The organism is Thioclava sp. NS-SX20 (assembly GCF_057380695.1).
This window is the reverse complement of the sequence record NZ_CM170816.1, coordinates 91,810-118,700: the sequence shown is the minus strand read 5'-3', so window position 1 is coordinate 118,700 and position 26,891 is coordinate 91,810. Positions and strand designations below refer to the sequence as shown.

General features: G+C 61.6%; 26 protein-coding genes. 6 read left to right on the top strand and 20 right to left on the bottom strand.

Features of this window, described 5'->3' with window-relative positions; all coding sequences use genetic code 11:
* Positions 1 to 36: 36 nt before the first annotated feature.
* From addA to regB, 7 genes are all read right to left on the bottom strand, one after another.
* Positions 37 to 3,411, bottom strand: a complete 3,375-nt coding sequence (gene addA, locus AC2ISB_RS00535) for a double-strand break repair helicase AddA (protein WP_486575563.1) — start codon at positions 3,409 to 3,411, stop codon at positions 37 to 39.
* On the bottom strand, positions 3,408 to 6,461 hold the full coding sequence (gene addB, locus AC2ISB_RS00530) for a double-strand break repair protein AddB (RefSeq protein ID WP_486575561.1): 3,054 nt from the start codon (positions 6,459 to 6,461) through the stop codon (positions 3,408 to 3,410). The genes addA and addB overlap by 4 nt, the downstream gene beginning before the upstream one ends.
* On the bottom strand, positions 6,382 to 7,071 hold the full coding sequence (locus AC2ISB_RS00525) for a nucleotidyltransferase family protein (RefSeq protein ID WP_486575559.1): 690 nt from the start codon (positions 7,069 to 7,071) through the stop codon (positions 6,382 to 6,384). The genes addB and AC2ISB_RS00525 overlap by 80 nt, the downstream gene beginning before the upstream one ends.
* Positions 7,047 to 8,024 carry an aminoglycoside phosphotransferase family protein gene (locus tag AC2ISB_RS00520; protein ID WP_486575557.1) on the bottom strand — a complete coding sequence of 326 codons (978 nt, stop codon included), beginning with the start codon at positions 8,022 to 8,024 and terminating at the stop codon, positions 7,047 to 7,049. The genes AC2ISB_RS00525 and AC2ISB_RS00520 overlap by 25 nt, the downstream gene beginning before the upstream one ends.
* Positions 8,024 to 8,506: a tRNA (adenosine(37)-N6)-threonylcarbamoyltransferase complex ATPase subunit type 1 TsaE gene (gene tsaE, locus AC2ISB_RS00515; protein ID WP_486575555.1), complete on the bottom strand. Its 483-nt coding sequence runs from the start codon at positions 8,504 to 8,506 to the stop codon at positions 8,024 to 8,026. The genes AC2ISB_RS00520 and tsaE overlap by 1 nt, the downstream gene beginning before the upstream one ends.
* A gap of 39 nt (positions 8,507 to 8,545) precedes the next feature.
* Entirely contained in the window at positions 8,546 to 10,108 is a 1,563-nt protein-coding gene (locus tag AC2ISB_RS00510) for a PAS-domain containing protein (RefSeq protein WP_486575554.1), read from the bottom strand.
* 82 nt (positions 10,109 to 10,190) lie between these two features.
* On the bottom strand, positions 10,191 to 11,570 hold the full coding sequence (gene regB / locus AC2ISB_RS00505) for a sensor histidine kinase RegB (protein WP_339108890.1): 1,380 nt from the start codon (positions 11,568 to 11,570) through the stop codon (positions 10,191 to 10,193).
* A 142-nt stretch (positions 11,571 to 11,712) separates the two neighbouring features.
* Between regB and AC2ISB_RS00500 the strand changes: the two genes are divergently transcribed.
* Positions 11,713 to 12,345 (top strand): SCO family protein, encoded by a 633-nt coding sequence (locus AC2ISB_RS00500; protein ID WP_339108889.1) that lies wholly within the window; start codon positions 11,713 to 11,715, stop codon positions 12,343 to 12,345.
* 91 nt (positions 12,346 to 12,436) lie between these two features.
* Positions 12,437 to 12,991, top strand: coding sequence for an ActR/PrrA/RegA family redox response regulator transcription factor (locus AC2ISB_RS00495; RefSeq protein ID WP_339108888.1), 555 nt, complete (start codon positions 12,437 to 12,439; stop codon positions 12,989 to 12,991).
* An 8-nt stretch (positions 12,992 to 12,999) separates the two neighbouring features.
* Here AC2ISB_RS00495 and AC2ISB_RS00490 read toward each other — a convergent pair whose 3' ends face one another.
* From AC2ISB_RS00490 to AC2ISB_RS00440, 11 genes are all read right to left on the bottom strand, one after another.
* Positions 13,000 to 14,748 (bottom strand): methyl-accepting chemotaxis protein, encoded by a 1,749-nt coding sequence (locus AC2ISB_RS00490; RefSeq protein WP_339108887.1) that lies wholly within the window; start codon positions 14,746 to 14,748, stop codon positions 13,000 to 13,002.
* Entirely contained in the window at positions 14,745 to 15,029 is a 285-nt protein-coding gene (locus AC2ISB_RS00485; protein WP_339108886.1) for a hypothetical protein, read from the bottom strand. The genes AC2ISB_RS00490 and AC2ISB_RS00485 overlap by 4 nt, the downstream gene beginning before the upstream one ends.
* 61 nt (positions 15,030 to 15,090) lie before the next feature.
* On the bottom strand, positions 15,091 to 15,549 hold the full coding sequence (locus tag AC2ISB_RS00480) for an Lrp/AsnC family transcriptional regulator (protein ID WP_339108885.1): 459 nt from the start codon (positions 15,547 to 15,549) through the stop codon (positions 15,091 to 15,093).
* Positions 15,550 to 15,641: 92 nt separating this feature from the next.
* The gene (gene mscL, locus AC2ISB_RS00475) at positions 15,642 to 16,073 is read right to left on the bottom strand and encodes a large conductance mechanosensitive channel protein MscL (protein ID WP_339108884.1); all 432 of its coding nucleotides are present in this window, start codon (positions 16,071 to 16,073) and stop codon (positions 15,642 to 15,644) included.
* A gap of 80 nt (positions 16,074 to 16,153) precedes the next feature.
* Positions 16,154 to 17,023, bottom strand: a complete 870-nt coding sequence (tolA, locus tag AC2ISB_RS00470) for a cell envelope integrity protein TolA (protein WP_339108883.1) — start codon at positions 17,021 to 17,023, stop codon at positions 16,154 to 16,156.
* A complete protein-coding gene (locus AC2ISB_RS00465; protein WP_339108882.1) occupies positions 17,020 to 17,460 on the bottom strand; it encodes an ExbD/TolR family protein in 441 nt (146 codons plus the stop codon). Before AC2ISB_RS00465 ends, tolA begins: the two co-directional genes overlap by 4 nt.
* 3 nt (positions 17,461 to 17,463) lie before the next feature.
* Positions 17,464 to 17,844, bottom strand: coding sequence for an ExbD/TolR family protein (locus AC2ISB_RS00460; protein WP_339108881.1), 381 nt, complete (start codon positions 17,842 to 17,844; stop codon positions 17,464 to 17,466).
* A 5-nt stretch (positions 17,845 to 17,849) separates the two neighbouring features.
* Positions 17,850 to 18,494: a MotA/TolQ/ExbB proton channel family protein gene (locus AC2ISB_RS00455; protein WP_339108880.1), complete on the bottom strand. Its 645-nt coding sequence runs from the start codon at positions 18,492 to 18,494 to the stop codon at positions 17,850 to 17,852.
* Positions 18,495 to 18,764: 270 nt separating this feature from the next.
* Complete coding sequence (locus AC2ISB_RS00450) at positions 18,765 to 19,403, bottom strand: hypothetical protein (protein WP_339108879.1); 639 nt, start codon at positions 19,401 to 19,403, stop codon at positions 18,765 to 18,767.
* A 65-nt stretch (positions 19,404 to 19,468) separates the two neighbouring features.
* Entirely contained in the window at positions 19,469 to 20,260 is a 792-nt protein-coding gene (locus tag AC2ISB_RS00445) for an inositol monophosphatase family protein (RefSeq protein ID WP_339108878.1), read from the bottom strand.
* 124 nt (positions 20,261 to 20,384) lie between these two features.
* Positions 20,385 to 21,335: a LysR family transcriptional regulator gene (locus AC2ISB_RS00440; RefSeq protein WP_406721631.1), complete on the bottom strand. Its 951-nt coding sequence runs from the start codon at positions 21,333 to 21,335 to the stop codon at positions 20,385 to 20,387.
* Positions 21,336 to 21,425: 90 nt separating this feature from the next.
* On the opposite strand from AC2ISB_RS00440, the gene metF reads away from it, so the two are divergent.
* Together metF and AC2ISB_RS00430 are read left to right on the top strand one after the other, a co-directional pair.
* The gene (metF, locus tag AC2ISB_RS00435) at positions 21,426 to 22,292 is read left to right on the top strand and encodes a methylenetetrahydrofolate reductase [NAD(P)H] (RefSeq protein ID WP_339108877.1); all 867 of its coding nucleotides are present in this window, start codon (positions 21,426 to 21,428) and stop codon (positions 22,290 to 22,292) included.
* Between the two features lie 68 nt (positions 22,293 to 22,360).
* Positions 22,361 to 22,873, top strand: coding sequence for a PaaI family thioesterase (locus AC2ISB_RS00430; RefSeq protein ID WP_339108876.1), 513 nt, complete (start codon positions 22,361 to 22,363; stop codon positions 22,871 to 22,873).
* Here AC2ISB_RS00430 and AC2ISB_RS00425 read toward each other — a convergent pair.
* On the bottom strand, positions 22,837 to 23,394 hold the full coding sequence (locus tag AC2ISB_RS00425; RefSeq protein WP_486575546.1) for a hypothetical protein: 558 nt from the start codon (positions 23,392 to 23,394) through the stop codon (positions 22,837 to 22,839). The genes AC2ISB_RS00430 and AC2ISB_RS00425 overlap by 37 nt on opposite strands.
* A 93-nt stretch (positions 23,395 to 23,487) precedes the next feature.
* Complete coding sequence (locus AC2ISB_RS00420) at positions 23,488 to 25,134, bottom strand: electron transfer flavoprotein-ubiquinone oxidoreductase (protein ID WP_339108874.1); 1,647 nt, start codon at positions 25,132 to 25,134, stop codon at positions 23,488 to 23,490.
* A 250-nt stretch (positions 25,135 to 25,384) separates the two neighbouring features.
* Between AC2ISB_RS00420 and greA the strand changes: the two genes are divergently transcribed.
* Positions 25,385 to 25,855, top strand: a complete 471-nt coding sequence (greA, locus tag AC2ISB_RS00415) for a transcription elongation factor GreA (RefSeq protein ID WP_339108873.1) — start codon at positions 25,385 to 25,387, stop codon at positions 25,853 to 25,855.
* Between the two features lie 12 nt (positions 25,856 to 25,867).
* On the top strand, positions 25,868 to 26,890 hold the full coding sequence (locus AC2ISB_RS00410; protein WP_406720200.1) for a hypothetical protein: 1,023 nt from the start codon (positions 25,868 to 25,870) through the stop codon (positions 26,888 to 26,890).
* The last annotated feature ends 1 nt before the right edge of the window (position 26,891 follow it).

The window sequence follows — 26,891 nt, the reverse complement described above, 5'->3', positions numbered from 1 at the left end:
AAGTTGATGAGAACCTATGTATGCGACCCCGCCCCGTCAAGATGCAGGGTCACTGCACAAAGCCGCATCCATCTGTGCGTCAGTCAGCCAATCGATCCGTGCCTTTGCCGTCCATAACAGCCCGCAGTCGATCGCGCGGTCAGGGTAGATCTGGCGCAGCATCTCGCGGTAGGCGGCCAGCTGGCGCACCAGACCCAGCGGTGTTTGCGCCACATCCTCCGGCACGATCTGGTTGGATTTGTAATCCAGCACCCGCACACGGTCCGGCCCCACCAGCAGCCGGTCGATGATCCCATGCATCAGCTCGCCATTCATCCGCGCGGTCAGTTCCACCTCGGCCAAAGCCTCGGGCGCCAGGAAGGGCTGCATCTCGGGGGCGCGCAGCACCGCGCGCGCCTCCGACAGAAGCGCGGGAAGCTCATGCTCGAAGGCGGCATCCTCGCCGGTCAACAGCAGATCGCGCGCCCAATCCTCCCAGTCGTCCTCGGGCCAGTTGGGCAGATGTTCCAGCAAAAGGTGGATCTGCCGCCCGCGCCGTTTGGCGGCCTCTTCATCGAAGACACCGGGCAAATCCCCCGCCAGAGCCTTCGCCCCACCCAGATCCGAGGGCGTCAGCACGCGTTTGGGCCGCTCGGGGCGCAAGGCGGGCACCTGCGCCCAATCGGGCAAAGCGGGATAGGTATCGACCACCCTGCCCGCCTTGAACCCGTTTTCCGGCCAGTCGCCATGCTGCACACGGCGGATCTCGCCCAAGGCTTGCAAATCGGGCGACAGCCCCGTGGCAGGCCGGTCACCTGCCTGCAAAAGACCGTTGGAAATCATCGAATACCAGCTGTCATCGCCCTCTCCGACCTTCCCCTGAGCGCCCACAATCAGCCATTTCTCGGCCCGCGTCATCGCCACATACAGCAGCCGCATCCTCTCTTCGGTCTGGCGCGCGACATTGGCCGCCTGCGCATCCGCCTCTTCCGGCGGGCGGTCAGCCGAGGGCGCGGCCCAAGCCGCCGTGCCACCCTCAAGCCGGTAGATATTCAACGGACGCGCCTTGATATGCGGCTTGCCGGTATCGGGCAGAATAACCACGGGCGCCTCAAGCCCCTTGGACCCATGCACCGTCATCACCCGAATGGACCGCCCCGCGCCCTCAAGCTGGCGCTTCACCTCGACATCATCGGCATCAAGCCACACAAGGAACCCCGTCAGACTGGGCACCTCGGCGCGTTCAAAAGCCAGCGCCTGCGAGATCAGCTCGTCAATACCATCCTCGGCCTCGACCCCGAGCCGCGCGATCAGCTTCTCGCGCCCGCCGTGGCGGGTCAGCAGCCGTTCGATCAGATCATGCGGACGCAGGAAATCGGCCTGATCGCGCAGATCCTGAAGGATTTTCAACGTTTCGGGATGGCTTTCGGATTTGCGCAGGGCCTCCCACAGATAACCTTTCCGCGGCTGGGCAAGCGCATAAAGATCCTGCTCGCTCCAGCCGAAAAGCGGCGATTTCAGCGCCTCGGCCAAGGCCAGATCATCCTCCGCCGTCGCCAGAAACGCCAGTGTCGAGCGGATGTCCTTCACCGCCAGTTCGGCCCCCAGCTTCAGCCGGTCCGCGCCCGCAATCGCCAGTCCGGCAGCCTTGCACGAGCGGATGATCTCGGAAAACAACGCCCCGCGCCGCTGCACCAGAATGAGGATATCACCCTCATGCAGCGGACGGCTGTCCGCGCCATCCGGCAGGCGCACGCCTTGGTCGATCATCGCGCGGATCTCGGCGGCAACAGTGCGCGCCAGAACCACGGTCGGGTCGGTATCGGTCAAGAGGTCAACGGGGTTATCCCATGCTTCTTCCTGCTCGGTTTCGGCCTTCTCGACCAGCGGCCAAAGATCCACCCGACCGGGCATTTTATCAAAGAAAGCAATATGTTCAGGCGCACCACCCAAGCCCTCATTGGCCTCGCCCGAGAAGGTCATATCGGTCAGCCCCAGCACCGCCCGAGACGAGCGGAAACTATGCAAAAGCTGCGCCTCCTGCAGGGGCCGCCCGACGGCTGCGAATTTCTGCGCGAAATGCCGCTGCATCGCCTCAAAGGCCCGCAGATCGGCGCCTTGGAAGGAATAGATCGACTGTTTACGGTCGCCCACCACAAAGATCGTTCGGGTCTCGTCGCGTGCGCCCTCGCCTGCGGTAAACTCATCGGCCAGACGTTCGATCACCCGCCACTGGCTGGGCGAGGTATCCTGCGCCTCATCCACCAGAATATGGTCGATCCCGCCATCCAGCCGGAACAGCACCCATTGCGCCATGGTGCTATCCGACAATAGCCGCCCCGCCCGTTCGATCAGATCGTCGAAATCCAGCCAGCCGCGCGCCGCCTTCGCGGCCTCGAGCTTGGGCAGGAAGACCCGCGCGAAATTCTGCAAAGCCTCGGTACGATCAGCAGCCTGCAACCCAAGCCGCATCGGGCGGGCCTGTTCGACCCGCTCCATCAGCTCGTTGAACGGATCCATCAGCGCGCCTGCGGCCTTCTGCGTGGATTTGGTGGGCAGCGACCCGATCTTGGCACTAAAGGGCACTTTGGCCGATGCGCCCGTCAGGCAGACATCCTCCAGAATGGCCAGCGCGCTGAGGTCCGCCCCCGAGATCAGCCCCAGCTTCAGCGCGTTCTTGGCATCGGTCGAGGAGCCCTTGCCCATAACCGCCACCATATCGCGCAGGATCTTCAGGTCATGCGTGTCAAAGACCTCATCCACCAGCGCCTGCCCATCAAACCCAGCCGGCAAACCGTAAAGCGCGAGGATCTGGTCGCGGGTCAGATCTTGGGCAAAACCATCCTTATTACCCGCGATATTGGCCAGCAGCCCGCCCAGATCATCGGTTGAATAATACCGAACCAAGCCGTCCAGCACGGGGCAGTCCTCGCCCGTGGCGATATCCTCCAAAATCGCCTGACGCAGCAGATCGCCCGAGCGGTCATCCATTTCGGAAAACCCATGCGGCACGCCAGCCTCCAGCGGAAACCGCCGCAGAAGCGCCGCACAGAAGGAGTGGATCGTCTGGATCTTCAGCCCGCCCGGCGTCTCGATCGCCTTGGCAAAGAGCCTGCGCGCCTCGGCCAGACGGTCGGCGTCAATGGTAATTTCCTCACCCAGATCAAGCAGTTGCTGACGCAGTGCCGTATCGGACAGCATCGCCCATTCGCCCAGACGTTTCAGCAGACGGTTCTGCATCTCGGTTGCGGCGGCCTTGGTGTAGGTCAGGCACAGCACCTTCTGCGGCTCGGTCCCGTTCAGCAACAGCCGCGCCACGCGGTCTGTCAGAACCCGCGTTTTACCCGAGCCCGCATTGGCCGAAAGCCATGTCGAGGCCGTCGGAGAGGCGGCGCGGATCTGGCGGATCGTCGCATCATTCGGGGCGCTCATGTCAGATCCTCCCCATCGGGTGTCTCGCTCAGCTCCCATTCGCCGTAGCGCGACAGCTGATCATAATCGCTGCGGTCCTGCGCCCCATGCATTGCACGCCGCGCAGTAAAGCCTTGAGCGGGCTTCATATAGGTCGCCACAAGCTTGCAGAATTTGGCCCAAGCCTCTTCCGCCGTCTCGGTCTGGGTCTCGCCGCCGCGGGGCTTGAATTCGACGGTCGTGGTGTGATGGGCGGTCTCGCCCTCGCCGCCCAGACGGATATAGGTCATGCCCTCGACCTCACGCGGGCCGATCTGCTTGAAGGCGCCACGGGTGACCATCGCGGCCTCTAAAAGCATCTGCTTGTCAAAGTGGATCATCTCGCCTGCCGAGGGCGGAGAGCCTGATTTATAATCATAAATCCGGCTCAGCCCGTTTTCCAGAATATCGATCCGGTCGGGTTTGGCGGTCAGCTTGAAGTCCAGATCGGGCAAAGGCAGACCGGTCTTTTCCTCGATAATCGCAGGCGTGCCCAGCTTGGCCCGCGCGGCTTCGTCCACGGCAAAGCGCCGCGCGATCTTGGTGATCCGCGCCAGCCAGAGCCGCTGCACCGAGGGCCATGGCACCTCCTCGCGCAGGACCTCCTCGGCAATCGCTATCAGCCGCGCCTCGCCTAAAGCGGGGTCTTCATCCTCGGGGCGCTGGCGCACGAAACGCTCGACGATCTCATGCAGCACATTGCCGCGCAAAAGCGGGTCCGGTTCGGGCCGCAAAGGGTTCAAGGGATAGAGTTTTAGCACTTTGCGGGCGTAAATCGCGTAAGGATCACGGATCAGCGTCTTGACCTGCGTGACCGACAGATCCTTCGGGCGCGCCTCGACCGGAGGACGCGGCGAAGGGCGACGCGCGGGCTTGGTCTCGCCCTGCGGACGGTCAAGGCTGGAGGCAAACCCCAGCCATTTCGCGCCGCGCTCGCGCATCTTGGCCAGCGCCTCGGGGCCGCGTTTGTCGGGCAGGCCGGACATCAGGTTTACCATCCGGTTCACCCAGCGCGAGGGCACGGTCTCGGCCTCGGCATCGCGCCGCGCACGGGTCAGGACAACACGCGGCGCGCCCACCGCCTGCTGGAAGTCATGCGCCGAAAGCCCCGTTTGGCGTTCGGGAAGCAATAGCCCCGCCTGAAGCCGCATCTGCCGCGACAACCAAGGGTCGGGATCGGGCGCCTCGGGCCATGAGCCTTCGTTCAGCCCCGCCAGAATCACCAGCTCGGCCCCCTGCACCCGCGCCTCGAGCGCGCCAAAAATCGTGATGTCACGATGGGCCGCCAGCCCCGCCCGCGTCATCGAGCCTTGCAGCAAATGGTTGACCAGATCGGCATAGGAGGCCCGGGTATAGGCGCCGCCATGCACCGCCTCACGCGCCAGTTCGGAAAAGACGCGGAAGGCCTCGCGCCCGCCATCTTGCAGCCAAAGCTCGCTGGCCTCGACCGTGCCATCCGGCCCCGTCGCCAGATGCGCCGCAAGCGCCAGATGATGGGTCACACATTCGCCCAAGGGCATCTCGTAAGGCGCTTCCAGCAAAGGGAAAAACGCGCCCAGCCAATTTGCCCAGGTCAGCTTGTCCAGATAATCGGGCTTGTCATCATAGCGTTTCGCCCAAGCCACCAAAGCCGCATGATCGGGGAAAGCAGGGCCCTTGTTCCGCAGATCCAGTTCCAGCTCGCGGGTATAGCGCAGATGGGTGCCGCGCATGGTCGAGCCGGTCGCGGTCAGCGGATGCTTCAGCAAGATCAGCAGCCCGTCCAGCGTCAGAGCCTCGCCGCGCATCGCCGCCAGATGGCGCAAGAGCCGCCCCGGAGCCGTCTGTTGCAGCGGTTGCCCCGCCGAATCGTCAGGGATGATCCCCCAGCGGTCCAGCGCCACCGCCACCCGCCGTGTCAGCATACGATCCGGCGTGATCAGCGCGGTCGAGGTGCCGTTTTCCGCCGCCTCCCGCAGGATCAGCGCGATAGCATTGGCCTCGGCGCGGGGGTCTCGGGCCTCGATCAGGGTCAGGTCTTCGCAGGCCGCAACCAGATCCGGCAGATGCGCGCCCTCCTGCATCCATTGATCGGTCACAGGCGCAGGCCGAAGAGCAAGCGAAATCAGCGCATTACGCTCGGGCGAGGGTTCCGGGCGGTGATGCCAGCGGGCCACATCGGCGGGCATGGCTTCAAGCGCATCCAGCATCGCGCGATACCGGTATTGCGGGTGATCCTCGATCGGAAATGTACCGGATTTCAGACTGTTCCACGCATGCGGCGGCATGGAGAAATCGAACCCCGGCAGCACAAGCGCCCCCTGCGGCAACCGCGCCACCGCCTGCATGAACAGCCCCGTCGCCCCGCGCGAGCCCGTCGACCCCGCCACAATAATCGGGTCGGTCGGCCCTGCCTCGGCCCAATCCGCGATGATCTGTTCGACCACACGGCGCTGGCGGGCCTCGGCATCGGGGGTGGCGTCAGCCTCGAAGTAGCGCGCAACAATCCGAATGAAATCAAGGCTTAAGCGCCAGTGCTGCGCATGGGTATCGGCGATCTCCAGCGCCTCGAGGTCATCGGGGGTGACGCCTTCGCTTTGCATCTCGGCCATCAAAGTCGCCAGACTATCGGCCAGCCCGAAGATCCCGTGCCCCGCCTCGAACCCCGGAAGCCGGTCAACCAGCCCCGCCACCAACTGCGCCAGTTCCAACCGCCGCCGCAAAGCAGGTTCGGCAGGCGGAAGCCCCCGCACCGGCGCCCGCCCGAGGTCGGTCACCAGCTTCAGTTGCGGCAGAAACCGCGCGCCATGCAGGTCGAATTCCTCGCGCACACGCCGCAGCATCCGCCCCGAGTTCAGGTAAAGCCGCACCCGCGCCATCGCCTCGGGGGGCTGGTCCTGCATCCGCGCAATCAGCCCCGCAACCAGCTCGCGCGGGAAATCCACCCCGCAGGGCAGAGCGTAAATGCCCCGCTCAATCATCGCCGTGATCCAGAAGCGCCTCGGCCAGCGGAATGCTTTCGGGACGCCCGACATCACACCAGCCGCCGTCATGGACAACCCCGTAAACCCTGCCCTTAGCCAGAAGACGGTCCCAGAGAAGGTTCAGAGAAAACGCCCCTTCGGGAATATCTGAAAGTTCAGCAGGGTCGATAAGCTGTGCACCTGTATAGACAAATCCCGCACCTCGCGACAGGCGCCCCTCTGACAGAGTGAAATCCCCCGCGCCCTTGTGACCCGTCGCGCGTTCAGGCGGAACCAGCATCAACAGCGCCGACATCTTCGCCGGATCCCAAGCCGCCCGCAGCGCGGCCAAAGGATTCGGCCCCGTCCAGATCGCATCCGTATTCAACGTAAAGACCGGCCCCTGCCCCAGAAGCGGCAGCGCCTTGCGCAGCCCGCCGCCGGTCTCCAGAATCTCATCCGTTTCATCCGAAATCTCGACCGAGCGCCCCGCCAGATGCTCGACGATCTGATCACCTCGGTAATGGATATTGGCGACGACCTTCGAAATCCCTGCCTCTTCAACCAGTTCCAGCGCATGATCCAGCAAGGGGCGGCCTGCCACCTCGACTAGAGGTTTGGGGCGATCCGCTGTCAGCGCACCCATCCGAGTGCCGAAACCGGCAGCAAACAGCATCAGGCTATCGGGCGTGTCGCACATTGGAGGCGTATCTCCTCAATCAGGGGGGCGTCAGGGGCGGGCATCAGTTGCAGGACGTTCTGCCGCAATTCTGCCAGCGCCGGATGGGCCAGATTATGCTGCAAGTGATCCCAAACCCGCGGCATGAACTCAAGGTAGCGCGGCTTCCCAAGCCCCACGCATAGCCTGACGAAAATGCCCAGAATACGCAGGGCGCGCTGCGCGCCCAGACAGGCATAGATGGCAGAAAATACGTCCGCATTTTGTGCTGTCTTCCGGCAGTAAAATGCAATCTGCGCCGCTTCTGTCTCTCGCGAGACCTCCCGCCGCGCATCCTGCAGCGCCGAGACCAGATCATAGGCGGGATGGGCCAGAACCGCATCCTGATAATCCAGCAGCCCCAGCCGCGCGACCCCTTGGCGCCCTGCCAGAAGCAGCGCATTTTCGGCATGGAAATCGCGCAGGGACACAACGCGCTGCCCGTCATCCACCCGCGCGAAAGCCCGCCGGACGGCGGTGGACAGCTCGGGCCGAGCGGCACAGGGATACCATTCTTCGGTCAGCGCGGTCAGATCGGCCAATCCTTTGGCATCCAGCTCTGCCAACCCCTCCGGCGGAGCACAATCGCGCAGGCCGACCAGCACCTCGGTAATCAGACCGTACAGCTCGGCCTCGCGCGCGGGATCTTGCGCCACAAGCCGGGCGATCAGGTCATCCCCCAGATCTTCCAGCAGCAAAAGCCCCTGCGAAAGATCCTGCGCGTAGATTTGCGGAACAGAAAAACCCTGGCTCGCCAACCAGTTGGTCATATGGAGAAAACGGTCAAGCTCCTCTCCCGGGCAGGTAAGCATCAAGACCGCAGGCGGCGTTCCTGTGATACGTTCATAGCGGCGCGCGGAGGCATCTCCGGCAAGCGGCAGGCGCTTGCCCCCCGCCCAGCCAGCCCGTTCCAAAAAGGCGTCGACCCTATCCATCAGAATGCCCCCAACATCTCGGGCAGACGTGCGGCCCACGCGGCATCGCCCGAAAACACCACCTGACGCGACGCGCCCTCTTCGGTCAGGGAAAACGCCAGCGTCAGGGCCGAAGCCGGAGCCAGATCCCCCAGACGGTCAGGCCATTCCACCAGACAGATCGCCTCCTGAAAGGCCTCGTCCAGCCCGAGTTCCAGCACATCATCAGGGTGGGACAGGCGATAAAGATCGCTATGCCAGATTTCCGGATCCGCCTCATAGACCTGCACAAGCGTAAAGGTCGGGGATGGCACATCCTCATATAGCCCAAGCATCTCGAGACGATGCTGGATCAGGGCCCGCGAAAAATGGGTTTTGCCGGCACCGATCTGCCCGTCCAGCAACAGCACATCGCCCGCCTTGAGAAAGGGGGCGATGGTCCGGCCAAGCCGGGCAGTGGCATCGGGGTCGACAAGAGGAAGGGTCAGGATATCTGCGCTCATGGCGCCCGTTCTACCCTGCCTGCCTGCCCGTGCAAAGGATCATTGCGCGGCAATCTTGCGCAAAGGTTCCAATGTCGACAGCGCCTCTTTTTCTGCAAAGCTGGCCATCAGCGCCCCTCCGGCCAGCGGCACGAACCTACACCCCACCACGCGCCCGTCGCGCAGGGTCACCTCGCCTGCCAGAGGTTCGCGCTCGGCCATTGCCCCCAGACGCAAGCGGGCGCGGCTCCAGATCTCGGTCGGAACACAGGCTTCGGCCCAAGACCGCAGAGTGTCATGCAGCGACATGCCAGCGGATTGCACCGGCCAGAGCGCCCGATAGGCGGCATTGGCGCTGGTCAGCTCGCCCGAGGGCAGGAAAACGGCGACAGCCTCGGAGATATTGTCCAGCACAGAGCGGTCCAGATCCCGCTCGGAACGGAATTTGCGGGTCAGGGTCATCTCCGAGGTGATATCCTCGAACAGGAAAGCGATGGCCCCGTCAGGATGCGGACGGCCGGTGACACGGTAGGTCTGGCCATTGGGCAGGTTCCACGTCTCCGAATGATAGCCCGCTGCCGCCTGCTTTTCGAGCGTGGTCATCTGCTCGCGCCAGCTGCGGTAATCCTTTGGCTCCGCCATCATGCGGGTCTCGCGCAGACGATCCAGAAACGCGTAAAGTGTGGGACGTTTGGACAGGAAATCCACACCAAGCGCCGTCAGATCGCTCAGCGCAGGGTTGAATAGCTGCAACTGGCGTTGGCGATTGAAGATCGCCAGACCGATCGGCAGGTCGGCAAAGGTTTTGGTCAGGGTCTGCACGAAATCACGCAGAGCCTTTTCCGCATAGACCGTCGCGTCGGCAGATTGCGCGAAATGCATCCAGTTATCGCCCAGACGGTAGCTGTAGCAATCGAACCACGTATCAATGCCATCCTCGTCCTGCAGCATCAGCCGACGCGGCGCATATTCGGTCTGTTCGCGCTCGAACTGGAAAATCTGCGGCAAGGGCCAACTGAGCGTGACCTCTTCCTCTTCAAAGGTGCCGGCCCGCAGCAGATAGGCGCGGTTCGCCCAGATCGTTTCGCCTGCCGCGCTCTCCTGCCACACCAGCGATGGCGACAGATCCAGCGCATGGCGCAGGTTCTCCAGCTCGTCCTCGAGCGCGCGCTGGGAGAGACCATCGACCAAAAGCCCCTGCCCTTCGGCTTCGGGATCAATCAGGGTCACGCGGGTCAGGCCATTCACATCCTCGGCCAGCAAGCGCAGCGGTGCCCCCCCATTGGGTCCGGGAAAGCCGGTGAGTTCAAGCCGCCCCACCGTCCGCAGATCGGCAAGGCTTTCGCGCACGGTTTCGAAACGCGGCATCAGAAACGCAACCAGACGCCCCCAGTCGCTAGAGGCAAGCGGCGAGGCTTCAAGCAGGGTCCGCGCAGGCGCGGTCGCGTCGATCAGCTCTTCATCATCAAACAGAAGAACCGTCTGCTCGATCATGGGCTGAAGCGCGCGGGCGTCCTTCTTGCGCAAGCTGCGCTGCAATCGGGTCAGCACCAAAATCGCCACGACCGCCGCAACGGTTGATGCAATCGCAACCAGACCCGTGATGACCAAAACCTCTGACATATCCATGCCCCATGCCACAAACTGAAGTCAAAGATGCAACACAATGGTTAATGCGCCGTTAAGCTTAACAATTCCTTTTCGATCAGCTCTCTATCGGCACATTCTCCCCCAGAGCCTCGCGCTCGGGAGCCAGCAGCCGCTCGATCGGCCAAGCCAGCTCGACAATCGCCCCCGAACGCTCGGGCTTGCGATCTGCGGGCACAAAGGGGGTTGTTCCATTGCGAAAGGTGATCCGCGCGCCAGTGCGTTCCAACAGCGTCTTGGCGATAAACAGCCCCAGCCCCATCCCCTCATATTCCTTACGCGCGGTCGAATTCCGCCCGTGCAGGAAGGGGTCACCGATGCGCCCGATCACATCGGGCGCATAACCGCGCCCGTCATCACACACACGCACCACGATGGTCGAGCCACTCCACAGTGCGTCGACCCAGACCCTGCTGGCCGCAAAATCCACCGCATTCTGCACCAGATTACGCAGCGCATGGATCAGCTCGGGGTAACGATAGATGGCGGGCTGCTTATCGCTGCCATCGCCAATCGGTTCTGTCGTAAAGATAATTTCTTTTCCGCGATCCATATGCGGCTCGGCCGCCTCCCGCAGGACAGAAATCAGCGGCGCGGTCCGCAGATGCAGGTCATCCTTGCCCGCACGCCCCATCGAACGCAGGATATCGCGACAACGGTCCGCTTGCGCACGGATCAACAGCGCGTCCTCCCGAAGTTCCTCGTTATCGGAAAGCTCGTCAGCCAGCTCGCTCGACACCAGCTTGATCGTGGCCAGAGGCGTGCCCAGCTCATGTGCCGCCGCCGCCACAACCCCGCCCAGATCGGTCAGTTTCTGCTCGCGCGACAGGGCCAGTTGCGCCGCCAGAAGCGCCTCTGACATGACACGGCTGTCATTCGAGATCCGCTGCGCATAGGCGCCAAGGAAGACGACCCCGATGACAATCGCCGTCCAATACCCAAACTCGAACAGCGCCGGTAGCTGGATGACTTCGCCTTCGGTCGAGACCAGAGGCACATAAAGCCCTGCCACGAAGGTCGTCAGAACCACGGTCACTACCCCGATCAACATCGTCGCGCGCCATTCAAGCGTCGTTGCCGCGATGGTTGTCGGAACCAGAATCAACAGGGCAAAAGGGTTGTTCAGCCCGCCCGTCAGCAGCAACAACACCGCCAGCTGCGCGGTGTCGAACAAAAGCAACGCCAGCACCGCGTTATGTGACAATCTGCGGCTTTCCGGCGTCAGGAACAAAGCCAGCAGATTCACCAGAACCGAAGCCCCGACCGTCGCCAGACACCAGACAAGATTAAGCCCGATCTCCAGCAAAAACCACGCCACGAGGATGGCCATCAACTGGCCGATAATCGCCATCCAGCGCAGAAAGGTCAGCGTGCGCAGCCGCACCCATTCATGCGATGTCGTCCCGCGCACGGGGAGCGCCGTTTCAAACCCCGACATGACCGCGTCCTTCCCTTCCGTCAAAATGCCTTTAGGACATTCTGTCTGCTTCAAAACCAGCATCAATATTGATAACACTGCTGCAAAATCCGATCTGCTTCACAAATTCAACAGATGACCGGATCCGCATGGGAGAAAATTGATGAGCCTTTCCCCGAAAGTCTATGCCATTCTAGGGGCTGTTATCGTGGTCGGCGGCATCGCTATCGGCATCGGCATGACCCGCAACCAGCCTGCGGATGCATTTGCTCAATGTCGCGCCAAACCTGCTGCGGGCCATGTCAAACTGGGAGGGCCCTTCACGCTGACCTCGGAGACGGGCGAAACTGTCACGGATCAGCAGGTCTTCACAAAGCCGAGCCTGCTCTATTTCGGCTATACCTACTGCCCGGATGTCTGCCCTCTGGATTCCATGAGAAATGCGCAAGCCACTGATATCCTTGACGAACAAGGCTATGATGTGCAGCCGGTTTTCGTGTCGGTGGACAGCGCCCGTGACACCCCCGCTTCGGTGGCAGCCTTCACCGATGTCATGAGCCCCAAAATGCTGGGGCTTGTGGGCACACCAGAGCAGATCAAGGTGGCGGCCAAAGCCTATCGCGTGCTGTTTTCGGTGCAAAACCCGGACGACCCCTATACGCTGATCAGCCACTCCACCCAGACATATCTGGTGCTACCCAAGCTTGGCTATGTCGATTACTTCGATCGCGACACGACGCCGGAAGAGATGGCCGAGCGCGTCAGTTGCTATATCGACCACGCGAACGCAGAGTAACTTGCAAGCGAGAACGTATGGCGGCATTTGACCCTGTGCCATTCGCCGCCTAAAAGATGTCTGGTGCTTGGATTTTTTTGCGGACGACCCAATGGTTGATGATCTTTCTTCCGAAATCGGCTCTGATCGTAGCCTTTTGCTGGTCGATGACGATCAGGCTTTCCTGACACGCCTCGCGCGGGCCATGGAAAAACGTGGTTTCGAAGTCCAGATGGCTGGCTCTGTGGCCGAGGGGAAAACGCTGGTCGGCCAATCTGCCCCCGCCTATGCCGTCATCGATTTACGGCTGGAGGACGGCAACGGGCTGGACGTCGTGGAAGCTCTGCGTGAAAGCCGCGAGGATGCGCGTATCGTGGTGTTGACCGGCTATGGTGCGATTGCCACCGCCGTTGCCGCAGTCAAAATGGGGGCCACCGACTATCTGTCCAAACCGGCGGATGCGACCGATATCACCAATGCGCTTTTGGCGCGCAGCGACACGCAGCCCGCACCGCCGGAAAATCCGATGAGCGCGGACCGCGTCCGTTGGGAACATATCCAGCGGGTCTATGAACTTTGTGATCGGAACGTGTCGGAAACGGCGCGGCGCCTCCATATGCACCGCCGCACCCTGCAACGTATTCTGGCCAAACGCAGCCCGAAATAGCGGGCCAATCACCCTGCCTTGGGCGACATCACCTGTCCGTCAAAGCTGTCATCGGCAAGATTTTGGCGGAACACCAACATTGTTTGCTCCAGGCGCCCTGCCATCTCGTTCAGCGCATTATGTGCAGCAGTCGTTTCTTCGAGCATGGCGACATTCTGCTGCGTCGTCCGGTCCAACTGCTCCACAGAGCTATTCACCTCATTGACGGATCGCGATTGCTCGGCCGCGCTTTCAGCCAGTTCACGGATCTGGGTCGCAATCGTCCCGACATGCCGGATAATCCTGTCGAGTTCGGACACGGTGCGGCTGACCAGTTCGGCACCGGTTTTCACCTGCCGGCCCGAAGCCTCGATCAATTTGCTGATTTCCTGCGCCGAAGACGAAGAACGCTGCGCCAGTTCGCGCACCTCCGATGCGACCACCGCAAACCCGCGCCCAGCCTCTCCCGCTCGCGCAGCTTCTACACCTGCATTCAGCGCCAGAAGATTGGTCTGGAAGGCGATATCGTCAATCACAGAGGAAATCCGCGCAATCTGTGTCGAGCTTTCCTCGATAGCGGCCATCGCTTCGATCGATTCGGCCACCACGGTCGAGCTTTCCCCCGCCGCCTTACGCGCCTTTTCTGCCGATCCGGCAGTTTCACGGCTCACCAGAGCCGCCTGTTCGATCGCCACCGTAAGCTCGTTGATCGCAGCGGCGGCATCACCAAGTGCGCTTGCCTGCCGTTCGGACCGGGACGAAAGGTTGTCGGCGGCGGATGTGATTTCGGAAATCTGCGCCCGAATATCGACGGCGCATTCCAGAGCAGTGGTCACGGTGGCGGCAAGCTGCTCGACCGAAAGATTGAAATTCTGCGCCAGATCCGCATAGCCCGGATCGTCGGGCCGCACCATCCGCACCGACAGATCCCCCTGCGCAAGCTGCTCCAAAGCGCATTTCAAGGCCGCCACAAACTGCTCCTGCCGCTTGGCCGTCTCGGCGCGCTCCATACTTTGCTGACGTTCGGCCTCCAGCACCGCCATATCGGCAGCATGTTTTTCATCGGCCTGACGCGCGGCCAAGGCGCTGGCCTCCTGCGCGGACTGCGCGGATTTCTCGGCCACGGCACGATGCGCCTCGGCCTCGCGCGACATGGCCTCTGCCGTTTCCCGTGCCTGCGCGGATTGCGCCGAAATGGCCTCAAGTTCGGACATACGGTCCAGCGCATCACGGAACAGCTTCTGCCGTCGCCGGACCACCTCGATCAGCACGCCCGCCTCAAGGGCAAAGAGACCGCCATGTAACGCAATCCTTTCAAGATTCTCGTAAATATCCGTGCTGGGATAGACCAGAACCGGATAGATGATCCCGAGCCCTGCGTGATGCAGAACCGTACTGACGGTCATCACGATCAAACAGCGCGTATCCACAAGTGCCGTCACCATCGCGCACATCACAAAAAAGGCCATATGGGTGTCGATGATCCAGGGATGGCCTGCAAACGCGGCTGTAAAGGCGAAACATTGACCGATCATCCCCTGCGCCAGAAGCGAACGTCCCTTTTTCGTGTCCCCGATACGCCACCCCAAAAGGGCCAAAGCCGCAAAGACACCTGCCGCCCCTGTCGCGATCCAGAATGCGGTCCCGATGATCCAGGCCACAAGCGACACACCAAGCGCCGCAACCACCATCCCGAATGCCAGATATTTCATCGCCATATCGCGGCCTGCAAAAGGGAGATCGCTATCGTCGCTGAAAAAGGCCCCTACTTTATTCATCCGCAGATCCATTCCACTTTTCTGGCATCCAGAAGAAACCACGCCCCCGCCCTCTCGAGGCGGTCGAGCTGAGCTAAATCGTCAATCTCGATCAAAAGTCCGAAGGGCGCACGGGTTGGTCCGATCAGCCGCGCCTGTGCGACATCGGCCACCTGCACGGCATCTTCCCAAGGTGGCACAACCATGAGGGTCAATCCCGCATGATCAGGCCGTGCCCCTGTCAGATGTGCGATCGGCGCGACCAAGAGCGAGAAGAAAAGAATCAACGCCTCCAGCTTCATCCGAACCTCTTTCACAAGTCTCGGAATCTACCTAAGGAAGAACATTTAAGCTGCGATTAAATTATATCGGAAGCGCCGTGGTATTCTGCACCTCATGCAGCGAAAAGCTGGACTGAAGCTGCGCCACCCCCGGCAAGGAGGCAAGCCGCGCACGGTGTAATTGCGCGAAATCATCGGTATCCTGCGCCACGACTTTCAGCAGGAAATCGGCCTTGCCTGCCATCAGATGGCATTCCAGCACCTCGGGCACCTTGCGCACCTCGCTCTCGAAGGCACGCAGAACCTCGTCCTTCTGGCTCGACAGGGTAATCTCGACAAAAACCGTGGTGTTCCGCCCCAGACGGCGACGATCCAGAAGGGCTACGTAATCGCGGATAAAGCCTTCTTCTTCAAGCCGTTGCACCCGCCTATGACATGCGGACGCCGAAAGGTTCACACGCTCGCTGAGATCGGCATTGGAAATACGGCCCTGCTGCTGCAGCACCATCAAAATCCGGCGATCCGTCGCATCAAGTGACATACAGTTTCCTTCGGCCCAAAACGGTCTGGGCCGAAGAATCTTCTAATTTTGAAACTTGTTCAAGAAACTTTCCCTTTCTCACAGGAAAGAGTTCAGCTTTTTTTCAACGCGTCCCGAATATCGATCAGAACATCCAGCTCGCTCGGGCCGGTGGGCACCGCCGGTGCCACCTCATCGGGCTTCTCTGCGGCGGCGCGAATGCGGTTCACCATCCGCACCAGCATGAACACGACAAAGGCGATGATCAGAAAGTTGATGACAGCGGTCGCGAAGGCCCCATATGCAAAGATCGCAGCCCCCGACTCGCGCGCAGCCTCAAGGCTGGACCCCGCTGCGACATCGCCGGACAGCACCAGATACATATTGCTGAAATCCAGCCCGCCGATGACCAGCCCGATAATCGGATTCAGAAGATCGGAAACCATCGATTTCACAATCGCCGTAAATGCCGCACCAACGATAATCCCCACGGCCATATCCATCACATTGCCCTTGGCAATGAAATCCTTGAATTCCTGCAGCATAACGTTTCCCTCGTTCTAATCGAATTGCACATGCTTATCGTTAATCACATGCATATCCCGCGCGGGGCTTCAACAGAAACTTAATGCCGCAGGAAGCTCATCGGCAGCGTGAATGTCAGGCTGGCATTGCCCAGACCCGCCGGTGCTTTGGGGAAACGGCCCGCATTGCGCACCGCAGAAAGAGCCGCCGCATCAATGGCCGCATTGCCCGAAGACCGTGCCAGCGAAGCGGAAACCAGCTGTCCGGAGGCCGCAACCGTCAACCGCACGACGGCCTGCCCCTTGGCACCATTGGCCCCCGAGGGATAGCGTTTGCGCCGTTCAACCCGCTGACGGATCTGCGCGCCCCAACGCCCGCGCAGGCTTTCGCTTTGCGCATTGGACAGGGTCGCCGCATTCGAATGGCCATCATTGCCCCGCGCCCCGCGATTGCCCGACCCCGCCGCATGGCGCGCTGCGCGCCCTGCCGTATCGCGGTCCGATTTCCGGCCCTTGCGCTGGTCATCCCGCGCCTGACGATGCGGTTTGACCGGCTTTTCGGGCTTGGCCTCCGGACGCTCCGACGTTTCGGGCGCAAGCTCCGTCGGTTTTTCTTCCTGCACCACCTTCTCTTCAACCGGTGGCGTCTCGGGGGTCACTTCCGCTTCCTCGGTCACCTCCGGCAATGGCGGAGCCTCCGCAACCGTTGGCAAGGTCACTTTGGGCATATCGATCTTGGGCGGGGCAGCCGCAAGCTTTAGCTCCGGTTCGGGCATTTTGGGGTTTTCCCAAGCCTCGACCAATTCGGCGACCTGTGCATCCGCCGCCTCGATACTGACCAGCGCATCGCCTCCGGACCCTGCCGAAACCGCGCCTTCCGAACGGGAAACGAACCCGAACGCCATGACATGCAGCGCCGCAGCCACGGTCGCGAACCCCGCAAGCTCTATAAGAACACGCCCGCTTTTCATTCCGCCCCTCCCCGGGTCGTCACCAGTTCAACTTTGGCAAAACCGGCCTGCCCGAGCTTGGGCAGCAATCCCGCAAGATAGGTCGCTTTCACATGCTGATCCCCGCGAAGCAGAAGATGGGCGGGATCGGTCTCGCAATCGGTTGTCGCGCAATATTCTTCCCGCGCCTGAACCAACGCCCCGACCAGCGGATCCACATCTTCGCCCTGCGCCACGATCATGTCACGGAACCCAAGCTGCCCCTCGGCCCCGAGAAACACCGAGAATTCCCCCTCGGCTTCGGCCGCGGCCTCGGAGTGTGGCGGCTCTGTCGGGAAAGGTTCGGGCGGGGACAGTTTGGCTGAAATAAGAAAGAAAATCAGCAGAAGAAAAACGACATTGATCATGGGCAGAAGCGAAGAATTTCCGCCCCGACGCTTGGGCGCATCGAATTGCATAGCTCACTCCACCAAAATCAGATGGCTGAACCCGGCGGCGGTCAGACGGTCCATCACCGTCACCAGAGCCTGCAGCTCGGCCTCTTTGGCCCTCAAGATCACCGGATCGCTGCGCTCTTCGGTCAGACGGTCCAGCTCGGTGACAAGATCATCAAAGTCGCGCGGTGTCCCGTTCAGCATCAGCGTGCCGTCTTCCGCGATATCGACCAGTCGCGGGGCCCCTTTCCACTCGGAGGCGGCCCCGCTGGCTGCGGCCAGAGGCAGGCTGACATCTTGCGTAAAGCGCGATGCCAGCATGAAAAAGACCAGCAGCAGAAAGACGACATCGATCATCGGCGTCAGATCGGGGCGTCGGCGCACGCGCTCCGGAGCGAAGTTGAACATGACGTTTACTCCGCCGCCAGCGCCCGGATCGTATCTTGTTTGGCGTCACGCGAAACGAAGACCTGCGTTGCGGTATCTTCCATATCCTCGCGAAGACCGTCCACGATGCTTTCGAACCATGTCAAAGCCACCTGTGCCGGAATTGCAACGGCCATACCGGCTGCGGTGGTCAGCAGCGCCTCCCAGATCCCGCCGGCCAGTGTTGACGGGTCCGCACGAGCGCCCGCCTCCTGCAAAGCCTGGAAGGCCGAAATCATACCGGTCACCGTGCCCAGCAGACCGATCAACGGGCCGATCGTGGCCGCCAGTTCCAGACCACGCAAGCCACCGCGCGCCTTGGACAGCAAGAGCCGTGCCACTCGCCCGGTTTCTTCGCGCGCCTCGCTATCGGTCAGGTTCGAATCCGCCGCCAGCATCGCTGCGCGGGTCAGACGGGCGCGCAGGCTGCGGCGTTTCTTGAGGCTGTCAATCGCGGCGGCGCGCTGTCCGGCCTTCCACTGCACCAAGGCGCGGCGCGAATGGCTGCCCCCCGACCACGCACCGAAACAGGCAAAGCGGTAAAGCTTCCACAAGATCAGGGCCACGGTCAGCACCGAAAGAAGAGCGATCGCCCAAATCGCAGGACCGCCCATCTGGAGAAAATCTGTCAAACGGCTCAAGCCGGTTGCAGGATCGACTGCAATTGATTCGGGTTCCATCACGTCCTCAAATACCAGAGTGTTTCTATCAGAAATACAAACTGAGCCAGCTTGTCAACGAAGAGCCACCGGCAAAAGCGGAGCGGATTCAGTAAGCACCTGAATCTTATAGATTAAAAAATTAATGCCGAAGCAAAGCTCCGGCACGGGTCAGGGAAAGATTTCGGATAAGCCTTATGGCCACTGCGGCGCGACAGCCCCGACGCCCACAGTGGCCATTGGTCACGCAGCGGCAAAGCCTTGCGTGTCCCCACCCGGGCGGACAAGACGCGTTGCCTGCCACGCCGACCAGCCTTCCGGCTGGGTCATGTGAAATTCTTCAAGCGCCGGATCGGGCAGAGGTGCCCCTGCAAGCCGTGCCCGCGCCTCTTCACGCGCTTGCCGGATAATTTCGTCGGAGCGGCGCGACATCGCACCATCCACCAGATCATGCAGCATCTGCCGCAGGTCCTGCTTGCTGGCAGGGCGACATTCGTCGATCAGATCCATCAGCCTCTGAAGACGCTGACGCGCGCTCTCGAGACGGTCGATAGCACGGTCGCGCTGATCCGCACGGAACGCGAGTTCCAGCGGCAGGCTGTCCTGATAGCTTTGCAATTCCGCCCAGAGCGCCGCAGAAGCGGCTTCCAACGACGCATCGACCATATTCAACTGGGCAATCCGGTCTTCGACCCGCGCGATCCCGTCACGGATACGTGCCACGCGGTGATGCAGCATGGCCTCTGCCGCCTCGCAAGTTGCAATGTCACGCGCAGCGCGCCCGATCTCGATCAGGCCCATCGCCACGGCGACCACCTGATGGTCCACGACAACACGCCGGGCGGTCAGCCCCGCCAGAATCCAGTCCTGTTCCTGCTGCATGATGCACCTCGCTTTCTGCGTTGTTCAGAACATCGCAGAGCAAGGTGAACAAGTAGTGAACGGATTTACTCCGGCTTGCGCAAAATTTTCGTCAAAGGCTCGAACATCTCGGCATTGGTCGCCACAACCGAGCCGCTTTCGAAGATCTCGCGGTCCTCACGCACGGCCGAGACGAAGCCACCGGCTTCCTTCACGATGACCAGACCTGCGGCCATATCCCACGGCTGCAGCTCGCGCTCCCAATAGCCTTCGTAGCGGCCCGCCGCCACATAGGCCAGATCCAGCGAGGCCGCCCCCCAGCGGCGCACACCGGCACAAGCGGGCATAAGACGCGCCAGATCGCGCAGGGTCGCCGGTAGGGTATTCTTGGCCCCGAACGGCACGCCGGTTGCAAACACGGCCTCGGTCATCGAACGACGGCCCGAAACGCGCAGGCGGGTTTCGTTCATGAAGGCGCCAAAGCCCTTTTCGGCGAAGAACATCTCGTCTTTGGCGGCGTCGAAGATCACGCCGGCCACAACCTCGCCCTTATGTTCCAGCGCGATCGACACGGCCCAATGCGGCATACCGTGCAGGAAATTGGTCGTGCCATCCAGCGGGTCGACGATCCAGCGGCGGGTCGGGTCCTTGCCCTCTTCCTCACCGGTTTCCTCGCCCAGCCAACCATAGGTCGGGCGTGCGTTCAACAGCTCTTCCTTGATCAGCTTCTCGGCCTCGCGGTCGGCACGCGACACGAAATCCCCCGGCCCTTTGGCGGAGACCTGCAGGTTTTCGACTTCGCGGAAGTCCTTCACCAGCGACCGGCCTGCCTTACGGGCGGCTTTGATCATGAGGTTAAGATTTGCGCTGCCTTGCATGGGAGATCTCCTTGGGGGGTTCGAGGCGTTCGCTTATACCGTCGGGCACGCGATTCCAAGCGTTATATACGCTTCCGGCACAGCGTGATGCGAAAGCCCTTCTCCCGATGCCGACCCGCGCGCGTCAGAGCGCCACATCTCCGGAGACAGCGCCTGTCGTCATGGCCGCCGCGCCGCGCTGCAATTTGACAGGCTCGGTCCGCGCCAGCCGCAGGAAATAGGCCATATAGGGCTGCACGGCATCCTCCGTGCGGGTGGCGGCATATAGGCGCTTTTGCAACCCGTGCTCTGTCACAGGTTTCGTTATGTAATCAGGGCGATAGCGTACTTCGCGCAGCACCCAGTCAGGCAGGACGGCCACCCCGCGCCCGGCGGCTACCAGCATCAAGATCACAGCGGTCAACTCGACCTGACGGTGGGTTTTAGGCTCGATCCGTGCCGGCGTCAGCAAGCCCGAAAAAATATCCGAGCGCGCCCGGTCCACCGGATAGGTGATCAATGTCTGGTCCAGAAAGTCCTCGGCCTCGACATATGCCTTCTGCGCCAGCGGGCTATTGGCCGCTGCAATGAATGTCGGGGAATAATCGAACAGCGGGTTGAACACGACACCGTCAAGCTTTTCCGGATCGGACGAGATCACCAGATCGACCTCTTCGTTCTGTAGGGCCGGCAGGGCACGGAATGCCAGACCGGGGCGGATATCGATATCGACATCCGGCCACGCCCTGCGGAACTGCTCGAGCACCGGAAAAAGCCAGTCATAGCAGGCGTGACACTCGATCGCGATATGCAACCGCCCAGCCCGCCCCTGCCGCAGGGCCAGAAACTCGTCCTCGACCGCGCGCACCTCGGGCAGGACCCGCTGGGCCAGACGCAGCAGCCGTTGCCCCGCCGCCGAAAGCCGCATAGGCCGCGAGCGGCGCACAAACAGTTCGGTTCCGACCTGTTCCTCCAGCCCCTTGATCTGATGCGACAGCGCGCTTTGTGTAATATTGAGCGCCTCCGCAGCCCGCGCCAGCCCGCCCGTGTCTTCAATCGCTTTGATGGTTCGCAGGTGACGCAGCTCGAGATACATCAAATCTGACTCATGTTGTTGTTGAGTAATATGAGTTTGTCTCACATTACGGAATCTGGCACAAGATCTTCAATCAGTAAGGATAGCGCCATGACCACGCCCCGTTTGAGTTTTGAATTCTTCCCCCCACAAACGCTGGAAGCATCGTTCCGCCTGTGGGAAACGGTAAAGACTCTGGCCCCGATGCAACCGAATTTCGTCTCGGTGACCTATGGCGCAGGTGGCACGACCCGCAAGCTGACCCATGAGGCGGTGACCACGATCGGCAAGAATTACGGGCTGGATGTGGCCGCTCACCTGACCTGCGTCAATGCGACCCGCGCCGAGACGATGGAAATCGTCAACGCCTATGCCGAGGCAGGGGTCAACCAGCTTGTCGCACTGCGCGGCGATGCGCCAAAGGGGCAGGACCGCTTCACGCCCCATCCCGAGGGCTTTGCCTCCTCGGTCGAGCTGATCGAGGCGCTGGCCGCCGACGGGCGCTTCACCATCCGCTGTGGCGCCTATCCCGAGCCGCATCCCGATGCCGCCGACGATCTGGCCGATGTCCGCTGGCTCAAACGCAAATGCGAAGCCGGTGCGACTTCGGCGCTGACCCAGTTCTTCTTCGAGGCAGAGACCTTCTTCCGCTTCCGCGACCGCTGCGAGAAAGAGGGCGTGAAGGCCAAGATCATTCCGGGCATCCTGCCGATCCAGTCGTGGAAGGGCGTGCAGCGTTTTGCGGCAAATTGCGGCGCCAATATCCCCGAGCATCTGGGACCGGCCTTCGAGAAAGCCATTGCCGAAGACCGCGAGGAAGACCTCTCGATCGAACTTTGCACCAAGCTATGCGAAGAGCTGATCGCGGGCGGCGTGGAAGACCTGCATTTCTACACCGTCAACCGCCCCGTGCTGACGGGCCGCGTCTGCCAGAATCTGGGCCTTGCACAAGGGCTTGATCTGGGCGCGGTTGCCTGAGACGGCAGCGCCTGACACTATAGACGAAACGGGGGCCGCGCGGCCCCTTTTCCATGCAGGAGCCACGGATGACAGACACCGCCCTCTTTGCCGAAAGCGCCAAAGATTTTCTCTCGCGCGACGAGGTGACCTCGATCAGCGGTCTCGACTATATGCAACGGATCATTGACGGCAGCGCGCCACATCCGACGGTTGCCAAGCTCATGAATTTCCGCGTGATTGCCGCTGAATACGGCAAGGTGACCTTCCGCGCCTTTCCCGAACATGCCCAGACCAATGCCTTCGGATCGACCCAAGGCGGCTGGTACGGAATGGTGCTGGATAGCTGCATGTCGATGGCGGTGATCTCGGGCCTCAGGAAAGGCCAGTTCCAATCCACCATCGAATACAAGATCAATCTGATCCGCGCGATCCCGCCCGGAGCAGAGCTGACCATCACCGGCGAACTGACCCATATCGGGCGGTCAACCGGCGTCGCGGTGGGCGAGATCCGTGGCACGCAGGACGGCAAGCTTTACGGCCAAGGCTCCTGCACATGTTTCATTCAGGGCAGCCCGCAGGACGATGCCGGAAGATCGTAATAGACATAGGCCTTACCGATCACCCGCTGCCAGCGCCGCTCCCCCCATGCCGCGAACAGAGACTGGTCAAACCCCTCCGGCGTGAAAAGACCGCTTCCAATCATCCGGCCCTGCGCCAGAAACCGGTAGCGGATCGTGGGCTGGATATTCAGTTCGGGCACCTCATCGGCCGTCAGAATGCGCAACCGGTTTTTCTGTACGGCCCGGGCAACAGCCGGATCCTCTGCCTCTGTCACAAGGCGGGCCATAATGCCTGCCTTGTAACGTGCCTTGTCGCGCGGGATCAGAAAGCTGGAAATCATCACCTCGTCCACACCGGTCAGCCCGCCGACAAGCCGCGCCATCGACGCCCGCCCCCCAAGCGCCGTCATGGCCTCTTCCACGCCCAGCCGAAGGGTCAGCACATCCGCTGAGGCCTGCCGTGGCCATTGCCCCCGACGTTTTTCCGGCAAAGGCTGGCCCGCCAGAAGACGCAGCACAAGATGGTTCAGACGGAACTGGCGTTGGGTCAGGACAGCCATGCACACCTCCACAAGAGACACCCTTACCCTGGGGCAACGGCATGAATGCGAGATTAATCCTGACAAAAAAGGGGCCGACCGGCCCCTTTTCGCTTACATATTGGGATAGTTCGGGCCGTCGCCGCCCTGAGGCGTGGTCCAGTCGATATTCTGGGACGGGTCCTTGATATCGCAGGTCTTGCAATGGACGCAGTTCTGGAAGTTGATCTGGAAGCGCGGGCCCTCCTCGCCTTCCAGCACCTCATAGACGCCTGCGGGGCAGTAACGCTGCGCGGGTTCCGCATATTTCGGCAGGTTGACCGAGATCGGCACCGAAGGATCGCGCAACTTCAGGTGGCAGGGCTGGCTTTCCTCGTGGTTGGTGAAGGAAAAGCTCACATTGGTCAGCCGGTCAAAGGACAGCTTGCCATCGGGTTTGGGATAGTCGATGGGCTGGAAATCCTTGGCCTCGCCGGTGGCCTGCGCATCGGTCTTGCCATGTTTCAGCGTGCCGAAGACCGAGAAGCCGAAGAGCTCGTTCGTCCACATGTCGAACCCGCCCAGCACGGTCGAGGCATACATCCCCCATTTCGCCCACATCGGCTTGACATTGCGCACCTTTTTCAGGTCGCGGCCAATCGCGCCATCGCGGACCTCGGCCTCATAGGCGGTCAGTTCATCGCCCGAACGGCCCGCCTTGATCGCTTCGGCCGCAGCCTCTGCCGCTGCGATCCCCGACAGCATCGCATTATGATTACCCTTGATGCGCGGCACATTGACCATGCCCGCCGAACAGCCCAGCAGAACACCGCCCGGGAAGCTCATCTTGGGCAGCGACTGGTAGCCACCTTCGGAGATCGCCCGCGCCCCGTAAGCCACGCGCTTGCCGCCCTCCAGAAGCTTGGCCACCTCGGGGTGATGCTTGAAGCGCTGGAATTCCATATAGGGGAAGACATAGGGGTTCTCGTAGTTCAGATGGACCACGAAGCCCACATAGACCTGATTGTTCTCAAGGTGGTAGATAAACGACCCGCCGCCCGCATTATTGCCCAGCGGCCAGCCCATCGTATGGGTCACGGTGCCTTGCGCGTGCTTGGCAGGGTCGATCTCCCAGATCTCTTTCATGCCAAGGCCGAATTTCTGCGGGCAATGGCCTTCGGACAGGTTGTAACGGTCGATCACGATCTTGGCCAAAGACCCGCGCACGCCCTCGCTGAGGAAGACATATTTGCCGCGCAGCTCCATGCCCGGTTCATAGGCAGGCCCCGGCGTGCCATCGGCCTCGCGGCCAAATTCGCCCGCAACGACCCCCGCCACGCGGTCGCCCTCCATCACCAGCTCGGACGCCGCCATACCGGGGAAAATCTCGACGCCCAGCTCCTCGGCCTGCTCGGCCAGCCAGCGGCAGACATTGCCCATCGACACGATATAATTGCCGTCATTCGACATCAGCTTGGGCATCGGCCAATGCGGGATCTTGGTGGCCTTGGTCTCGGTCAGCAGCAGGAAGTTATCTTCCGTCACCGGCGTATTCAGCGGCGCGCCCTTTTCCTTCCAGTCGGGGATCAGCTTGTTCAGCCCTACAGGGTCCAGCACCGCACCCGACAGGATATGCGCCCCCACTTCCGAACCTTTTTCCAAAACGACCACTTCAAGATCGGGGTCGATCTGCTTCAGACGGATGGCAGCCGACAGGCCAGAGGGGCCAGCGCCGACGATGACAACGTCATAATCCATCGATTCGCGGGTGATTTCGGTCATAAAATTAGGGCTCCCTGGCTGGCCTTCGCGCGTGCTTTTACGTTTTCAATAGCTTACCTTCAGTCTCAAGGCAATCTGGGCCTAAGTCTAGAGGCTTGTTCTGCACGGTGGAAATGCGAAACCGACACTTTACTTCTGGAGAGCGAAATTTCGCATCTGCCTCGGGCTGGCCCTTGACACCACGGCGTCATCCCCGATTTACACTTCTTCGACCGCCCAAGGAAAAACAAAACGGCAAAGGGCCTTGTTTATGGAAAAGATACCGCTGACCCGCGCGGGATTTAATCGGCTGGATGCCGAGTTGAAGAAACTGAAATCTGTCGAGCGTCCTGCTGTCATTCAGGCGATCTCGGAAGCACGCGAACTGGGCGACCTTTCGGAAAACGCCGAATACCACTCGGCGCGCGAAAAGCAGAGCTTCATCGAGGGCCGCATCAAGGAAATCGAGAGCATCCTCGGCCTCGCACAGGTGATCGAACCGAAAACGATGTCGGGCGCGGTGAAATTCAGCGCCACCGTCACGATTGTCGATGTCGATACCGACGAAGAGAAGACCTACCAGATCGTCGGCGAACATGAAGCCGATCTGGAAAAGGGGCTTTTGAACATGAAATCCCCTCTGGCCCGTGCGCTGATCGGCAAGGATGAAGGCGATACCGTCGAAGTCCGCACCCCCGGTGGCACGCGCAGCTACGAGATCCTCGAGATCCTCTTCGTCTGACGGAGCCTGAAGATGACACCCGAAAGATCCGACCCGCTGAACCGGCAGCCCGATCAGCCCCGACCCGCTACGGATACGGGCTTTGGCCGCACGGAAATGATCGCTGCGGCGCTCAGTGTCCTCTGGCTTGTTCTGGTGATCGGGGTCTGGGTCTTCATTCCCTCCGGAACTGACGGGCAAACGACATCTGTCATCTTCACTGTGGTGGGTATTTTCCTGCCTTTCGCCATGATCTGGGTGGCGGCCCTAACGGCCAAAGCCTCACGGGAAATGCGCGCCGAGGCGCAGTCGCTGCGCGCCTCGGTGGATGCGATGCGGCAGGCATGGGTCACCGAGGCCCGCGCCCGCCGCGACGGCTCTGTGGAGAAGAAGCTTGACGAGATCGTGCTGGCCACCCGCCAGACCGAAACCGCCTTGCTGAATCTTGCGACGCAGGGCAGCGGCCATGCTCTGGAGGCCACCGCCGACACCAAGATGGCCCTTGTCAGCCCGCCACCGGCCCACCCTCTGCACGAGGAACAGGCCACGTTCGAACTTGGCGCACCGGCAGAGCCGCTGGGCACGCCGGTCACTGTGGGCGATTTCGTGCGTGCGCTAAACTTCCCCGATACGGCAGATGACCGCGAGGGGTTCCGTGCGCTACGCCGCGCGCTGGAAGACCGGATGATGGCCAAGCTGATCCGTGCCGCGCAGGATGTGCTGAACCTGCTATCGCAGGACGGCATCTACATGGATGACCTCAAACCCGACCGCGCCCGCCCCGAGCTCTGGCGCCGCTTCGCCAAGGGCGAACGCGGACGCGAGGTGGCGGCCCTGGGCGGGGTGCGGGACCGTTCGTCACTGGCGCTTTCGGCGGCGCGGATGCGCAATGACACCGTGTTCCGCGATGCGGCCCATCACTTCCTGCGCCAGTTCGACAAGACCTTCGCCGGTTTCGAGCCCAATGCGACCGATATGGAGATCGTCGAACTCTCCGACACCCGCTCGGCACGGGCTTTCATGCTGCTGGGGCGCGTGGCTGGCACCTTCGACTAGG

Bases quoted from the DNA above. Each gene is read 5' to 3' on its own strand.
- AC2ISB_RS00465 (WP_339108882.1), bottom strand. From the start codon at position 17,460: ATGCAATTCGATGCGCCCAAGCGTCGGGGCGGAAATTCTTCGCTTCTG.
- AC2ISB_RS00460 (WP_339108881.1), bottom strand. From the start codon at position 17,844: ATGTTCAACTTCGCTCCGGAGCGCGTGCGCCGACGCCCCGATCTGACG.
- AC2ISB_RS00480 (WP_339108885.1), bottom strand. From the start codon at position 15,549: ATGTCACTTGATGCGACGGATCGCCGGATTTTGATGGTGCTGCAGCAG.
- metF (WP_339108877.1), top strand. From the start codon at position 21,426: ATGACCACGCCCCGTTTGAGTTTTGAATTCTTCCCCCCACAAACGCTG.
- regB (WP_339108890.1), bottom strand. From the start codon at position 11,570: ATGTCGGGGTTTGAAACGGCGCTCCCCGTGCGCGGGACGACATCGCAT.
- addA (WP_486575563.1), bottom strand. From the start codon at position 3,411: ATGAGCGCCCCGAATGATGCGACGATCCGCCAGATCCGCGCCGCCTCT.
- AC2ISB_RS00495 (WP_339108888.1), top strand. From the start codon at position 12,437: ATGGTTGATGATCTTTCTTCCGAAATCGGCTCTGATCGTAGCCTTTTG.
- AC2ISB_RS00425 (WP_486575546.1), bottom strand. From the start codon at position 23,394: ATGGCTGTCCTGACCCAACGCCAGTTCCGTCTGAACCATCTTGTGCTG.
- AC2ISB_RS00420 (WP_339108874.1), bottom strand. From the start codon at position 25,134: ATGACCGAAATCACCCGCGAATCGATGGATTATGACGTTGTCATCGTC.
- AC2ISB_RS00525 (WP_486575559.1), bottom strand. From the start codon at position 7,071: ATGTGCGACACGCCCGATAGCCTGATGCTGTTTGCTGCCGGTTTCGGC.
- AC2ISB_RS00440 (WP_406721631.1), bottom strand. From the start codon at position 21,335: ATGTATCTCGAGCTGCGTCACCTGCGAACCATCAAAGCGATTGAAGAC.
- mscL (WP_339108884.1), bottom strand. From the start codon at position 16,073: ATGCTGCAGGAATTCAAGGATTTCATTGCCAAGGGCAATGTGATGGAT.
- AC2ISB_RS00445 (WP_339108878.1), bottom strand. From the start codon at position 20,260: ATGCAAGGCAGCGCAAATCTTAACCTCATGATCAAAGCCGCCCGTAAG.
- AC2ISB_RS00485 (WP_339108886.1), bottom strand. From the start codon at position 15,029: ATGAAGCTGGAGGCGTTGATTCTTTTCTTCTCGCTCTTGGTCGCGCCG.
- addB (WP_486575561.1), bottom strand. From the start codon at position 6,461: ATGACGGCGGCTGGTGTGATGTCGGGCGTCCCGAAAGCATTCCGCTGG.
- tolA (WP_339108883.1), bottom strand. From the start codon at position 17,023: ATGAAAAGCGGGCGTGTTCTTATAGAGCTTGCGGGGTTCGCGACCGTG.
- AC2ISB_RS00450 (WP_339108879.1), bottom strand. From the start codon at position 19,403: ATGCAGCAGGAACAGGACTGGATTCTGGCGGGGCTGACCGCCCGGCGT.
- tsaE (WP_486575555.1), bottom strand. From the start codon at position 8,506: ATGAGCGCAGATATCCTGACCCTTCCTCTTGTCGACCCCGATGCCACT.
- AC2ISB_RS00510 (WP_486575554.1), bottom strand. From the start codon at position 10,108: ATGTCAGAGGTTTTGGTCATCACGGGTCTGGTTGCGATTGCATCAACC.
- greA (WP_339108873.1), top strand. From the start codon at position 25,385: ATGGAAAAGATACCGCTGACCCGCGCGGGATTTAATCGGCTGGATGCC.
- AC2ISB_RS00520 (WP_486575557.1), bottom strand. From the start codon at position 8,024: ATGGATAGGGTCGACGCCTTTTTGGAACGGGCTGGCTGGGCGGGGGGC.
- AC2ISB_RS00490 (WP_339108887.1), bottom strand. From the start codon at position 14,748: ATGAATAAAGTAGGGGCCTTTTTCAGCGACGATAGCGATCTCCCTTTT.
- AC2ISB_RS00410 (WP_406720200.1), top strand. From the start codon at position 25,868: ATGACACCCGAAAGATCCGACCCGCTGAACCGGCAGCCCGATCAGCCC.
- AC2ISB_RS00500 (WP_339108889.1), top strand. From the start codon at position 11,713: ATGAGCCTTTCCCCGAAAGTCTATGCCATTCTAGGGGCTGTTATCGTG.
- AC2ISB_RS00430 (WP_339108876.1), top strand. From the start codon at position 22,361: ATGACAGACACCGCCCTCTTTGCCGAAAGCGCCAAAGATTTTCTCTCG.